General features: G+C 52.4%; 12 protein-coding genes and 1 pseudogene. 4 read left to right on the forward strand and 9 right to left on the reverse strand.

Annotated features, from left to right (window positions below; translation table 11 throughout):
• Positions 1-259 precede the first annotated feature (259 nt).
• A complete protein-coding gene (locus IAE50_RS05880) occupies positions 260-781 on the forward strand; it encodes a TetR/AcrR family transcriptional regulator (protein WP_200579807.1) in 522 nt (173 codons plus the stop codon).
• A complete protein-coding gene (locus IAE50_RS05885; protein ID WP_200579808.1) occupies positions 778-1,917 on the forward strand; it encodes an MFS transporter in 1,140 nt (379 codons plus the stop codon). Before IAE50_RS05880 ends, IAE50_RS05885 begins: the two co-directional genes overlap by 4 nt.
• Here the strand turns inward: IAE50_RS05885 and IAE50_RS05890 are convergent.
• Together IAE50_RS05890 and IAE50_RS05895 are read right to left on the reverse strand one after the other, a co-directional pair.
• Positions 1,865-2,494: a hypothetical protein gene (locus tag IAE50_RS05890; RefSeq protein WP_200579809.1), complete on the reverse strand. Its 630-nt coding sequence runs from the start codon at positions 2,492-2,494 to the stop codon at positions 1,865-1,867. The genes IAE50_RS05885 and IAE50_RS05890 overlap by 53 nt on opposite strands.
• Positions 2,494-3,225, reverse strand: a complete 732-nt coding sequence (locus IAE50_RS05895) for a hypothetical protein (RefSeq protein ID WP_200579810.1) — start codon at positions 3,223-3,225, stop codon at positions 2,494-2,496. The genes IAE50_RS05890 and IAE50_RS05895 overlap by 1 nt, the downstream gene beginning before the upstream one ends.
• 147 nt (positions 3,226-3,372) lie before the next feature.
• On the opposite strand from IAE50_RS05895, the gene IAE50_RS05900 reads away from it, so the two are divergent.
• Both IAE50_RS05900 and IAE50_RS05905 read left to right on the forward strand, forming a co-directional pair.
• Positions 3,373-4,410: a hypothetical protein gene (locus tag IAE50_RS05900; protein ID WP_200579811.1), complete on the forward strand. Its 1,038-nt coding sequence runs from the start codon at positions 3,373-3,375 to the stop codon at positions 4,408-4,410.
• 41 nt (positions 4,411-4,451) lie between these two features.
• The gene (locus IAE50_RS05905) at positions 4,452-4,916 is read left to right on the forward strand and encodes a hypothetical protein (RefSeq protein ID WP_200579812.1); all 465 of its coding nucleotides are present in this window, start codon (positions 4,452-4,454) and stop codon (positions 4,914-4,916) included.
• A 54-nt stretch (positions 4,917-4,970) separates the two neighbouring features.
• On the opposite strand, the gene IAE50_RS05910 is transcribed toward IAE50_RS05905, so the two are convergent.
• From IAE50_RS05910 to IAE50_RS05940, 7 genes and pseudogenes are all read right to left on the reverse strand, one after another.
• Entirely contained in the window at positions 4,971-6,281 is a 1,311-nt protein-coding gene (locus IAE50_RS05910) for an ABC transporter substrate-binding protein (RefSeq protein ID WP_200579813.1), read from the reverse strand.
• Positions 6,274-7,347 carry an ABC transporter ATP-binding protein gene (locus tag IAE50_RS05915; protein WP_200579814.1) on the reverse strand — a complete coding sequence of 358 codons (1,074 nt, stop codon included), beginning with the start codon at positions 7,345-7,347 and terminating at the stop codon, positions 6,274-6,276. Before IAE50_RS05915 ends, IAE50_RS05910 begins: the two co-directional genes overlap by 8 nt.
• A gap of 4 nt (positions 7,348-7,351) precedes the next feature.
• Complete coding sequence (locus IAE50_RS05920) at positions 7,352-8,176, reverse strand: phosphodiesterase (protein ID WP_200579815.1); 825 nt, start codon at positions 8,174-8,176, stop codon at positions 7,352-7,354.
• A gap of 11 nt (positions 8,177-8,187) precedes the next feature.
• A complete protein-coding gene (locus IAE50_RS05925) occupies positions 8,188-9,075 on the reverse strand; it encodes a carbohydrate ABC transporter permease (protein WP_139568600.1) in 888 nt (295 codons plus the stop codon).
• Complete coding sequence (locus IAE50_RS05930; RefSeq protein WP_200579816.1) at positions 9,065-9,937, reverse strand: carbohydrate ABC transporter permease; 873 nt, start codon at positions 9,935-9,937, stop codon at positions 9,065-9,067. The genes IAE50_RS05925 and IAE50_RS05930 overlap by 11 nt, the downstream gene beginning before the upstream one ends.
• Before the next feature lie 198 nt (positions 9,938-10,135).
• Complete coding sequence (locus IAE50_RS05935; protein WP_200579817.1) at positions 10,136-11,236, reverse strand: reverse transcriptase family protein; 1,101 nt, start codon at positions 11,234-11,236, stop codon at positions 10,136-10,138.
• A gap of 152 nt (positions 11,237-11,388) precedes the next feature.
• Positions 11,389-13,077, reverse strand: a pseudogene (locus tag IAE50_RS05940) (retron Eco8 family effector endonuclease); the annotation flags it as partial.

The raw sequence follows: 13,077 nt of genomic DNA on the forward strand, positions 1-13,077 counted from the left end.
ATCTTACGCCTGAAAGATGAAAGCGGTGGTTGCTCAAAAAGGTGGCGGAACGAACGGAGTGCGAAGGTGATTTTTAAGAATTAGCAAAGGGGAGGGGTGCTTCAAGGCAAATGGTTTCTTTTCGGATGTTTCACGCGGTAAATAACGCCGCGGTAAAAACCTGCGCTGCAGGTGATACCGTTCCGGCTGAATAGATTATTAATCTTATTTTTTTCGCTATTTTTTTGCAGAAGTAAAACGATCGGTTTACTTTTTAACTATGCAAAAACGAAAAGATATCATCGAGGCCGCCGAGCGGCTCTTCTATGACAACGGCTTTCACGCCACCAGCACCGACCGCATCTGCCGCGAAGCGGGCGTCTCCACACGCACGCTTTATCGCTATTTTCCGTCGCGCGAGCAGCTTACCGAGGCGGTGATGCAGGCGCGTCAGCAGCGGTTTTTTGCTGACCTGCGAACGCCTGACGATCCGCTCGCCATTCACACGCTTTTCACCGTGCTCGGCGACTGGATGGAGGCACATGGCACCGGCGGCTGCTTCTTTCTGAAAGCCTGGGGCGAGTATGCGCAGGAGAGTGTTCGCCTCTCGGCGCTGGCGCTCGATTTTCGCTATCAGCTGCGCGCTTACATCACCGACTGCGTGCACGACGCCGCGCTGGCAGATGCGATATGGATGCTGTTTGAAGGCGCTATCACCTCGGCATTGATCGTCGGTGCTCAGGCCGCGCAGCGCGCCGGTGATGCGGCGGCACTGCTTATTGCCCACCAGGAGACGCCATGAAAAACTCCCTTTCGCTCGCCGTTACGGGCTTTCTGTTGATTGCCGTCTCTTACGGGCTGGCGCGTTTCTCGTGGGGATTGATGCTGCCCGCGGTCTCGCAAGAGGTGCCATTCAGCCCGCGTCTGGCGGGCGTGCTTTCTGCCTGCAGTTTCGCCGCCTACTGCCTGTCGGTCTCGGTGGCATCCCGGCTCTGCACGCGCTATGGCGCAAGGTTGGTAGGCGTGATCTCCGCTCTCTGTGCCGCGGCGGGTTTGCTGCTGCTTGCCGCTGCTTCCTCGCCCCTATTGCTGGCAGCAGGGCTGCTGATTGCCGGTTTCAGCGCCGGGCTCTCTTCACCGTCGCTGGCGGCGGCGGTCAGCCAGGCTGTCACCGCGCAGCGCCAGACGCAGGTTAACACCATCATCAATGCCGGTACGGGCGCAGGAATTATCCTCTCTGTGCCGCTGCTGCTTGTTCTGCCCTGGCGCTACGCCTGCGTGCTGTTCGCGGCGATTGCGCTGCTGACCTTGCTGCCGGCGTGGCGCTATCTGCCGTCGGGTGCGGTGAAGCAGGTTGAGCCATCCGCTCAGAGGGGGCTGTTTACTCGTCCGCTGGTGCACCTTGCGATCGTCGCCTTTATCAGCGGTATGGCGAGCGCGGCGTGGTGGAGTTTTGGCCCCGAGGTGCTGCGCCAGCATGCGAAAGTCGCGAATACGCTGATAAGCCTGCTGTGGCTGGTATGCGGTGCAGCGGGGATGCTCGGGGTCCTTACCGGGCCGCTTGCGCGCCTCATCGGCATGGGGCAGGTTTACCGCCTGTCGCTACTGTTTATGGCCGCTCCGCTGATGCTAATTGCCTTCAGCCATACCTTTAGCGGCTGGCTGTTTCCGGCGGTGGCGCTCTGTGGGGCGGGTTACATTACACTTTCCGGCGTGCTGCTGGTTGGCGGTGCGCAGGCCACGCCAGAGAGGCCTGCATCCGGCGTCGGCGTGGTCTTTTTTATGCTCGCTGCCGGGCAGGTTGCCGGATCGATGCTTTTCGGCGTGCTTTACGCGCAGATCGGCGCTGCACCAGCGCTGATCGCCTTTACGCTGCTGGCGGGCATTATGCTGTTTTATCCGCCCGCAGTAGTGCCAGATGAGCCTCGATGCGTTTAACAAGCTCGTCAACGCTACCTTCATGCGCCAGCTCATGGAGGTGAACCCTGAAACCGATCGCTTTGATGGCTTCATCCTCTGAAAGCGTGACCGTACCGTCAGTTTTTGGATAACCGCGATAGCTGTTCCACAGCGTGTAAGGGGAATCGTAGGTTCCGTTTTTACAGGCGGCGAAGAGGTAGATTTCAAGCAAGCTTTCTGCATTTTCTGGTGCTGTTTTCAATGCGCTGGCGAGCGGTTTTTCATCTTCGCCATACTGTTCGTTGCGCTGCTCCCAGGCCAGCTCGCTGTCCGTTACCAGGCGGAAATCAACAACGAAATCCTCGCTCCCCATTTTGCTGGCGGTCTGCTGGTGAGCGAAAACGAAGGCGGCATCCATCAGCGGCAGGAAATCCCACTCCCAGCAGGTAAAAGGGTTGCTGTTACGCTGCGGCGGTGGGCTGAAGCTCCAGTGATCGCGGCGAAAAAACTCTGCCCCAAGGCGATAGGCCGTTTCATTGATGAGTGGCAGCATCTGCTGATAGTAGGCCGCACAAATCCGGTGCGCCTGGCGCACGACGCTAAAGGGATCGGACATCAGGATTTTCCTTGTAAAGAGGGGAAGCCAGCCGACAGGTCGGCGTGATGAAGAGACGAAAGAAAGGGCTGCCACGGCAATAACGGCGCGCGGATGCCATATAACTCAAGGGCGCGCAGGCAATCGGCGACAATGCGTTGATCCTGCTCTGTCGACCAGCCGCTGGCGGGGTGTTCCATTTTGGCGCGAACCTCGCGCCACTCTAAGCCGTAAAACGACACGCCATCAAAGAGACGCTTCAAATCGCAAAACAGAGCGTTAGCATGCTTCGGTAAGTTGCCGATCGCCAGAAAATGCAGCGCCTGCTGGGCCTCTTCACTGTTTTTCCACGCGTAGATCTCCTTACACCACTGCTGTTGGTACTGCTGACCACCCTCTGGCGGTTTGACTTCCACAATCAGCGTGGCGTGTTCGAAGGTCAGGACAACATCGGGCTCGGCATACTTATCATGCTCATTGATCCACGGCGCGACAGCGCTATCCAGCACATCAGGAAAGGGATATTTGGGCCAGAACGTAAGGGATTCAAACTTTCCCCATGGGCCTGTATCGGTAGCGAGCAGGGAGGAGAGTAAAGCCTGTATGGCTTCCTGGGAGAGATAGCTTATTCGCCCCCAGAAAGCGGCGGTTAAGAGATCTTCATAGTTTTGAAATACCGACCGCCAGCTTTGTGCAGCCTTATCGCTCACATCCACGCGCCGCGCTTTGCTGTTCAAAATGGCATGTAACATTGTGGTTCCTTTCACAAAGTAATGAGAAGTAATAAACGGCAGGCGATCCCTTTCCTTTAATCTCAGCCATGGTTTAAGACATTCTGGTAGTTATCCCTGCGGCAACTTTGCCTTACACTCTGCGGGTCACGTCGTAAGGAGAAGAGGATGAGTGAGTACTGGTGGAAAGATCTGCTCGACCGTCAGGATCGCTGGCAGGGGCTGGAGCTGGTGGTGCGCGAAGGCAACGGCCAGGCGATGGAGATGCAGAGCGGCAACAACGGCCGCATGGCCCTGCAGGTCAATGGCGAACCCCTCTTCTGGGCGACGATGCTAAACGACCACTCCGGCGTCTGGCTGGTGTTTAACGCCGAGCACCCCGGCCAGGATCTGCTGCTGCCTGCCATCAGCTCGGCGGACGTAGAAAGCGCCAAACGGGCGGGCGAAGAGAACTGGATCAGCCACTGGTGCCGCTACTTTGCCCGTGAATTGATGGAAGCGCCCGTTCCACTGTTGCCGCCGCGCCGCTGGCTGCTGCGCCCGATGTTGGCAGCCAGGCCGAAGGCACCCTATGTGTGCGATCGCAAAGTGCCGCGCGAAGAGTGGCGTTTTGATACGCCCGACCACAGCACCTATATCGGCGTGAACTGGTCGCTCTACAGCGAAGATTTTCCCGATCTGCAAAACCCGGAGAAGGTGAAGTGGGTTGACTGGTGGTGGGGCGGTCATCTGCTGCTCAGCCGCTATCCGGTGGATGCCGGGTCCGGCCGCGTGAAGTGGTGGCGCAAGAAGTGCCGCGAAAACGCGCTGCCGCCGATTCTGGTGTGGTATATCGCCGGGCTGGCGTCGTTCGTCATCCTCGACGGTCATGACCGGTTACAGGCCGCGCTGGCAGAAGAGTATCAGCCGCAGTTTCTGGTGCTGAGCGAACTGAGTGAGCAGTCGTGGACGCCCGATGAAGCGTCGCGCGAAAAAGTCCTGCATTCGCTGGCTATCCAGCAAGAGAAGAGCAAGAAAACCCCGGCCAATATCGATGCGATGAACCAGTCGCTGATGAACCTCTACGACACACGTTATCTCTATGCCCCGACGCACAGCCGCGCGGTGCTCGGCGATGGCTCCGGCTGGGAGCGTCAGGTGAAAACCTATCTGCAGCGTCATCAGCTTGAGGCTTATATCGAAAAGATTATGGCGCGCGAAGAGTAGGTAAGACTGGAGCGTCAAACTACGGTGCAGGATAAAAAATAATGATGCAAAAGCCCCACGCAGCCACCGCGTTACTCTTTCGCATAGTGAAGTGGGGCAGCCTGTTTGTGGTTTCCCTCGCGCTGGTGCTCTTCTTTCTGCTCTGGCTGATGCTCTCCGGGCTGGGGGAAACGACGGTCTACACCGAGCGTAATCTTTGGGATTACAACACGTTGACCGAAAAGGCGATTGCGCAGGCTCCGCGTATCACCACGACGTATCATCTGGAATTTCATAATGGTGACGGTTATCCCTCCATCAACAGCATTATTTTTGAGAATGCCAGCAAAGAGAGTATCGAGGCGCTGCGGCAGTACATTCAAACCCTCGGCTATGAGCGCGATCCGCATCCGATAACCCGTGCAGAAGAGTGGCGAAAACCTGACAACCCCGCAGCAGATACTTTTTCACTCCATTACGATGCGCAAACCCGCGAGGCGACGCTAAGCATGATACTGCTACGTTAGTGAGTGCTTACTGGAGCAAACCTTCCCCCGCTTCCCTGCGGGCCTGTAAATCCCTTATTTCACCGGCTGTAGCGCCGTTTTATCGACATAGGGCTTCATCAACGTATCCGCCTCTTTTTGTGCGGCGGCGGCCGCTGCTTCCGGCGTCACTTTCTCATCGTTCACTACCGCGGCGAGCTGGTTCTCCATCGCTTTGCGCACGGCGACGGTTTCATAAGTGGAGTACCACGGGTGCGCATACTGTAACTGCTCCAGCGCAATCGCCGCGCGCGGATCCTGCTTGAGATAAGCCTTCATCTCCGGCGTGTCGTAGGTCGCTTTCAGCGGCGAGAAGTAGCCGGTAAAGCGGCTCCATGCGCCATTGACCTCGGGGCTAATGAGGTAGGTCATAAACGTATAAGCCGCTTTTTTCTGCGCGTCGGAGATGCCTTTAAAGCTCACCAGGCTGGCGCCGCCAATCGGCACCGCGCGCTGCAGCTGGGCAGGCATCATCGCTACGCCCAGCTCAAACCCTTTGCTGTTTTCACGCATAAAGCCAAGCGCGCCGGTGCTCAGCATCGTCATCCCCACCTTGCCGGAGAAGAAGGCGGCGCTGATCTGTTTGGAGTTCAGCACGCCGGAGGGCATCACTTTCTCTTTGTAGATCAGATCCTGCCAGAAGCGCAGCGCGCCAATGGTTGTCGGCGCGTTGTAATAGACCTCGCCGGGGAAGTTCTCATTGAAGTAGTTGCCGCCGTTGGCGCGTACCAGCGAGGAAAAGATCCAGCCGCCGTAATCGTCATTGGTCGAGGGGAGCATAATGCCCCACTGGCCTTTGCTCTGATCCGTCAGTTTTTTCGCATCCTCCAGCAGCGTTTTCCAGTCCTGCGGCGGCTGCGTGATGCGCGCCTGCGCAAACAGCGTTTTGTTGTAGTAGAGGATTGGCGTCGAGTTGTGGAACGGAATGGCATAAGTGACGCCCATCACCTGCGCATTCTTCTGCATCGCCGGCCAGAAAGCGCTTTGCAGGAAATCGCCCGCTTTTTTATCACCATATTTAAACAGCTCATCCATCGGCAGGATTTCATCTTTTAACGCCAGATCGGTGGTGAAGTTGGCGGACATAATCACCAGCGCAGGCGGCTGGCCCGCCTTTTGCGCGGACTCGGCTTTCATTTTGGTGGTGTCGTAGTTGCCGGTAAAAATGCCGCGTACCTCAACCTCTTTTTGCGAGTCGTTGAAGGCTTTGATGATGCGCGTCATCTCCATCGTCAGCTTGCCATCGACCGGTGCCGGAAACATAAAGTCGATCTTCTCCTGCGCCGCCGCACTGGCACTTATCGCAAGGGTTATACCGTAAGTAAGCGCTCGCATTAGCTTATGCATGGTCTCTCTCCTGGTGTAAATTACGCTGCGTATCGGCAGCAAAAAGGTGGCAATCAAACGGTGAAAAACCGACGCTGAGCGTGTCCCCTTTGTTGGGAACATCGCCCCGGTGACGGCGGATATAGCGCAGGTTGCCGATGGGCGTGGTGACATGCAGCTGGTAATCGGCGCCCATCAGTTCGCGCTGGGTGACGGTGGCAGGCAGCATAAGATTGCCTGCTTCTGGCACATCGGTGATATGTTCCGGGCGAATGCCGAGCCATACCTCATCATGATTTCGGGCGTGAGCCGGCAGCGGCAGGCGCTGCTCGCCCAGCAGCACATCGTCCCCGGCACAGGGCAGCCGTTGCAGGTTCATCGCCGGTGAGCCGATAAAGCCAGCGACAAACAGGTTCACCGGGTGCGCATACAGCTCTTCCGGGCGGCCCACCTGCTGCACATGCCCGCCATTCATCACCACGATGCGGTCGGCCATCGACATCGCTTCGGTCTGATCGTGGGTGACGTAGATGGTGCTTATCTGCAACTGCTGGTGCATCGCCATAATGCTGTCGCGCACGTCGCTGCGCAGGCGGGCATCGAGGTTGGAGAGCGGTTCATCCATTAAAAAGAGCTTCGGGTTGCGCACGATGGCGCGCGCCATCGCCACGCGCTGACGCTGGCCGCCGGAGAGCTTCGCCGGTTTTCTCTCCAGCAGCGTATCGAGTTCCAGCATCTGCGCCACGCGCTCCAGCCGCGGCTGCCAGCTTGCTCGCTCTTCGTTACGCACCTTCATGCCGAAGGTGATGTTGTCGCGCACTGAAAGATGCGGAAAGAGGGCGTAGTTCTGGAAGATCATCGCAAAGTTGCGATCGCGCGGCGAAAGAGTAGTGATCTCCTGATTATCGAGCCAGATCTCCCCGCTGCTGACGCTCTCTAATCCGGCGATCAGCCGCAGCAGCGTGCTTTTGCCGCAGCCGGACGGGCCGACCAGCACGACAAATTCACCGTCGGCAATCTCCAGCGAGACCGCGTTCAGTGCCGCATTGCCCTCAAAACTTTTACTTACCTGATTGAGTCTTAACATGTTCTTAGCGCTCATCCACCGGGCAGCTGATCTGCGGGTTGTAGAGCCACGGGCCAGGGTAGTGCGAGAGCGAATGCAGGTAGCTGACCCACTGTTCGCCAATCTGGCGGTGCATCAGGCAGGCGGGCGGCGACATGTCGTAATAGGGGCGGGTATCTTCGTGGCAGTACGGCACCTGGTGCACGGTGGCGGGAATGGTGGCAATCGTCGCCTGGCGATACTGGGTCATGGTCAGGCTGTGGTTATGGCCGCAGAAGATGCGCGTCAGCGCCGGGAAACGCTCAATCAGATTTAACAGCAGATGGCCATTTTCACAGGCGATGCGATCCATCTGCGCATTGCCGAGCGGCAGCGGCGGGTGGTGCATAAACAGAGCGGTAGGCCGATCATTACTCTGCGTAAGCTGCGCTTCCAGCCAGTTCAGCGTCTCCGGCGTTAGCCAGCCTTTTGACTCCCCGGCGAGGCTGGAGTCAATAAACAGCAGACGGGTGGGGAACTCATCAATCGCGTAACGCATATTGTGCGGATCGCTGCCCAGCTGCGGGCAGAGCGGGTGCATATACTCAAGAAAGTGCGCTTTGTCGTCGTGATTGCCGGGAATAACAAACAGCGGGTAATCGAGGCTGCCGAGCACCTGGCGCGCCACGCGGTACTCTTCAGGCTGGCCGCAGTTGACGATATCGCCGCTGATGACCACCGCATCCGGGCGCTCGCGCAGGGCGTTTAGCTGGCACACCACATCGGCGTTACCGGCATTGACGTCTATAAACCCGTACAGCTTCTCATGCTGGCTACGAAAGTGGGTGTCGGAAATTTGCGCTAAAAACATCACTGCACTCCTTATTTAATGCCGGAGAAGCCAAAGCTTCGAAGAAACTGTTTCTGGAACGCGATAAAGGCGATCATCAGCGGCAGGCAGACCATCAGCGTCCCGGCGCTGATCACCCCCCACTGCCCGCCGGACTCCGCGCCCATGGCGAAGGAGACCAGCCCGACCGTCAGCACCTGCTTGTCGGGATCGTTGAGCATCATCAGCGGCCATAAATACTCGTTCCAGTGATAGGTAATGCTGACGGTGGCGAAGGCGAGCAGCGACGGCCACGACATCGGCAACATCACGCGGAACAGCACCTGCCACCAGCGGCAGCCCTCCATCAGCGCCGCCTCTTCGATCTCTTTCGGGATAGCGAGAAAGGCCTGGCGCATCAGGAACACGCCAAACGCCGAAGTGAAGTAGGGCATCATCACGCCGGTTAAGGTATTGAGCAGGCCGAAGGTTTTCAGCGTCAGCATATTGGGGATCATCATCACCACCGGCATGATCATCAGCTGCACCAGAAAGAGGACGAACAGCGTCTGCTTGCCGCGAAACTCGTGGCAGGCGAAGACATACCCGGCGGTCGTGATGGTAAAAAGCTGCACGAAGAAGGTGCCGAAGGCGAAAATCAGCGTGTTGCCATAGAGGCTCAGCCAGTCGGCGCTGTTCCACGCCTCGCGGAAGTTATCCAGCGTCAGCGGGAAGCGCGGCAGAATTGAGGCCATCTCTTCGCCGAAGGTGGTGGTGCTGAAAGCGGACGACAGCATCCAGATAAACGGGCTGACCCACAGCAGCGCCAGGCAGCTCATCAGCAGCGCGAGGGTAAACGAACGGGAGTGACGCAGGCGCAGCCAGCGCGGGCGGGCTACGGCAGCCGTCGAATTGAGGGCAGGTGAGATCTCAACGCTCATAGTGCGCTCCTCTTTCCAGTAATTTCAGGTTAACCAGCGAAAAGATGAACAGGCCGACCAGCGTTAGAAAGGTGGCCGCCGACGCTTTACCGAGATCGTGCGTCTCCCAGGCGAGATTCTGGATGTAGTAGAGCAGCACGGTGGTGGCGTTATCCGGCCCGCCGTGGGTCATCACCGCAACGTGATCGATCTGCGTTACGGAGTAGATCAGCGCCGTGGTGAGCACAAAGCTCAGGGTCGGGCGCAGCAGCGGCAGCGTGACTTTGAAGAAAACCTGGGTCGGCGTTGCGCCTTCCATCACCGCCGCTTCACGCGTGGAAGCGGGAATGCCCTGCAAACCGGCGAGGAAAAAGAGCATGTAGTAGCCAGCGAATTTCCATACGCCAATCAGCGCCAGCGCAAACAGCGCGCTGTTGCTGCGACCGAGCCAGTTGTTATTCATCGGGCCAAAAAGGATGGCCAGATAGTGATCGAGCATGCCGAGGCCGGGCATAAAGATAAACAGCCACAGCGCGGCGGCGCTCACCATCGGGATAATCATCGGGAAGAAAAAAGCTGTGCGCAGCCAGCGGTTTACGCGGTGGTTTTCCCACAGCGCGACGGCCAGCAGCAGCGCCAGCGTGACGCCCGGGATCACCGTCAGCAGGATATAGAGCAGGTTATTGAGCAGCGATTGCCAGAAGACGCTGTCCTCCAGCAGGCGCGTAAAGTTAGCCGCGCCGACAAAGGGCGGGTTGTCGCTCGCCATGCGCGTATCGAACAGGCTGTCGTAGACCGAGCGCAGCAGGGGAAAGTAGGTGAACAGCGCCAGGAAGAGCAGCGACGGCGAGAGGATAAGCCAGGGAAGCCAGTACTTTTTCATAGTTGCCTGAAAAAAACGTCACGGGTTTCGAAAGCGGGCATTGTGTGAAACCAATGCTGCAAAAGCATGGCGTGCAGGTGACTGTTTAATGAATCGGGGTTTAGAGGGTATTAAGCGGCTGCATGGAGATGAGTAGCCCAATGTGCTTCGCTCCATCGGGCGTTATTACGGAGGCCTAAAATATAAGCTAAATATTTCCTAATTTTTTATATGGCGCTCAATCTCTCTCGCTAAATTACTATATTTTTCGATGTTTTTGTCGCTAATGCAATTGTTTTTCTTATTATGCTTAATTAATGATATTAAAAATGATCGATAACCTTTTAATTTGTTTTGCAGTTGCATGTCAGCATATTTTATATAGAAGCTATAATCTTTGGTATATTTAAATTTGTGTTTGTTATATGTTTTCCCGAAATGTGTCGCCATAATATTTTCCGGACTTTCTTTTTTTCTCAGAGAGTGTATTACTTTGCATATTAACTGTGTCTTTTTATTCGATATGTGAATGTGACCTATAGAGGTCTCGTAATATTGAGAGAGAAACTCGTTAACAGTTGGCTTGATGTTTTGAATTACGTATCCATTGAGCGATATAGTGTTTTCACACGCAATAGTCTTTTTATTGTTTATTTTCAAGCCGATAGTGGCTAATAAAATTGATATTTCTGTTTCAAAATTTTCTCCGTGTAATATTCTTTTGGTATTGCCAGAAAATAACATGTCATCAGCGTAGCGGGTATACGTTATTTTTTTTCCTTCACAGTATTTCTGGATTAAAATATCAATTGGCCTGAATAGAATATTTGATATTACTGGTGAAGATGGGTAGCCGATGGGGAGAACTTGTCGGTTTCTGATTTCTGCTATCGGGAAGTCAGATGAGGTTTTGTGTGTTATCGCTTCCATGACAACATCATAAGGAGAGTGTTTTTTCCCTTCCTTATCTTGGCTAAATAAGCTTTGGACCAATTTCTTAATCAAGGAGATATCAATGCTGTAAAAGAATTTTTTTATATCCAGCCTCAAGAAATAGTAATTCTTGACATGCGGTGTCAAAAAATCCAAGTAAGATCTGTTTGGTACAAAGCCATAGGCAGAATTATTCAATGGTATACGAGAGAAAACAATTTTGGTTAAGGAGTTGTTTATTACCTTATGATCTGTTGAGTCTGGTATTATGCAACAAACCTCTTTGCCTATCTGACGTTCGGTTGACAGAGGGGTGAAGGTATCAAATAACTCAGATTTACCTTTAAGAATAGTTTTGCTGAAAACTTCATTAGTAATTAATTTCATTAGTTGCTTCAACCCGATACAAAGAACAACGTTACACCGCAGGTGTGCCTTCCAGAGACTAATCACACGTGATGCCAACTAGTCACTCGTGGGCTATGTCAAACGACGGGAGGGTCCAGCCCTCAGATATAAACCGAAGCTTATATCTCCCATTAACTATCGGGTTGAAGCCTCTGGATTATATCATAAAATTCAGGAAAGTAAAATTTGAATAAACTAACAAAAGATTTTTTTTGTCGTTTACTTTGATCTTCCATTGAATCAATAGCAAAATTGAGAAAACTGGTTGTCCAGCCGTCTGTTTTCTTCAAAGACTTGCTTCTGAGAGAGTTATTTTCTACATAGGCCATAAATTTTTTGGCTTTCAGGCTTGTTCGTAGTAATTTTTCAGGAAGCGCTGACCCGGATTGAATTGCCTTTTTATATTCTTCAAGATTAAATGCACTGTAATCCCATAGTGCGTCAGTTTTTCCATTAAAAATTACACGGAAGAAGGTGAGTAACATTCGTTGATTTAAACCCTTGCTACTGTTGACGTATCTTTTTATTTTTTTTATATCTACACCTCGTTCTATCTCAAGCCATTTATAGAAGATCGGTGCGGAATTCATATTAATAAGGCAACCTTCGAAAGTGTTTTGATTAATATAGCAATTTTTGAGAAGAAGATATTTTTTTATAGATGAACGAAATCTCTCCATGATATATTCATTAGAAAACTGCTGCGTTGTATCATTTATTGATATTTTAGTATCAATAATGGCGATGATGGACTTTATATTTTCTGCAATTTCCATGTATTTTTTATTATAACCGAGAGAGTATTTATTGGCATCGTCCTCAAGAGCAGGAGTTTTGAGGCTGTAATAATTACCATTTTTCTCTGTGTTGATAGTGTGGTTGCCGGTTTTTCCCACGATTTTCCATGCTTTATCAGCATCAAAAAGAAATAAGTAAGGTATGGAGCTATTAGCGTAAGACGGATTGATCCTTTCACCAATAACATTGCTGCTACTTTTATAAATATCTATTTCATTTAAGTGTAGAAAGTGTTGCGCTAATTTTGCATTGCCGAATACCTCTTGTTCCGTTTCCCCTTCTACGAATAGTATGAATTTGCTGAAATAAAGCCTGGCTTCGTTATCGCTAAAAATATTAATGAAACTTTCGTTGTCGAAATTCGATTTGAGATAATCGACACGGGTGGTGCTTTGTCTTTTTTTTTGAAACAATAACACAGACTGTTTATCGCGGAAGCTTTTTATGATCTCTTTTACAATATTCGACGAATGTGTCGACATAATTATTTTAGGTTTGGGTGTTTTACTGCTAATAGCCTGGTAAGCGTAAGAGTGGTAGATTTCTTTAATTAATGTCTCATTCATCTTTGGATGCAAACCTAATTCTGGTTCATCAATAAACACAAATGGAGTTATATATTCTCTCTTTGATATGGTTATTAGGATGTTAAGGAATGTTTTTATAAAGTGAAACGAATTCGTTCCGTCAGATTGGTAAATTAATTCATTCTCTTCTATTTCGAATTTATATCCTTTTAGGCCCGATTTGATATAGGATAGTATTTTCTCTTTTTGGGTGCTTTTCTGTGTCTTGAGGATCTGGCTCAACTCATCTATATATTTTTTGTAAGAATTTTCAGAGTCTGTGTTTATGGCCTTGTCGAAAAACTTTATTACTGCATTATCATTTATTTTCGATAGATTAAATGATTTTATACGTGCGACTAGATCCCATAAACTTTCCCAGTTGTGAAGGTTCATATGTCGCGGTTCGATATAAAAGAAAGGGTAAAGGTATAAAATTAAATCACGTGTTTGCTT

Origin of the sequence: Kosakonia sp. S42, assembly GCF_016624785.1 — a bacterium.
Taxonomy (GTDB): domain Bacteria; phylum Pseudomonadota; class Gammaproteobacteria; order Enterobacterales; family Enterobacteriaceae; genus Kosakonia; species Kosakonia cowanii.

Coding starts and splice junctions, on each gene's coding strand:
- IAE50_RS05880 (WP_200579807.1), top strand. CDS start 260: ATGCAAAAACGAAAAGATATCATCGAGGCCGCCGAGCGGCTCTTCTAT.
- IAE50_RS05885 (WP_200579808.1), top strand. CDS start 778: ATGAAAAACTCCCTTTCGCTCGCCGTTACGGGCTTTCTGTTGATTGCC.
- IAE50_RS05890 (WP_200579809.1), bottom strand. CDS start 2,494: ATGTCCGATCCCTTTAGCGTCGTGCGCCAGGCGCACCGGATTTGTGCG.
- IAE50_RS05895 (WP_200579810.1), bottom strand. CDS start 3,225: ATGTTACATGCCATTTTGAACAGCAAAGCGCGGCGCGTGGATGTGAGC.
- IAE50_RS05900 (WP_200579811.1), top strand. CDS start 3,373: ATGAGTGAGTACTGGTGGAAAGATCTGCTCGACCGTCAGGATCGCTGG.
- IAE50_RS05905 (WP_200579812.1), top strand. CDS start 4,452: ATGATGCAAAAGCCCCACGCAGCCACCGCGTTACTCTTTCGCATAGTG.
- IAE50_RS05910 (WP_200579813.1), bottom strand. CDS start 6,281: ATGCATAAGCTAATGCGAGCGCTTACTTACGGTATAACCCTTGCGATA.
- IAE50_RS05915 (WP_200579814.1), bottom strand. CDS start 7,347: ATGTTAAGACTCAATCAGGTAAGTAAAAGTTTTGAGGGCAATGCGGCA.
- IAE50_RS05920 (WP_200579815.1), bottom strand. CDS start 8,176: ATGTTTTTAGCGCAAATTTCCGACACCCACTTTCGTAGCCAGCATGAG.
- IAE50_RS05925 (WP_139568600.1), bottom strand. CDS start 9,075: ATGAGCGTTGAGATCTCACCTGCCCTCAATTCGACGGCTGCCGTAGCC.
- IAE50_RS05930 (WP_200579816.1), bottom strand. CDS start 9,937: ATGAAAAAGTACTGGCTTCCCTGGCTTATCCTCTCGCCGTCGCTGCTC.
- IAE50_RS05935 (WP_200579817.1), bottom strand. CDS start 11,236: ATGAAATTAATTACTAATGAAGTTTTCAGCAAAACTATTCTTAAAGGT.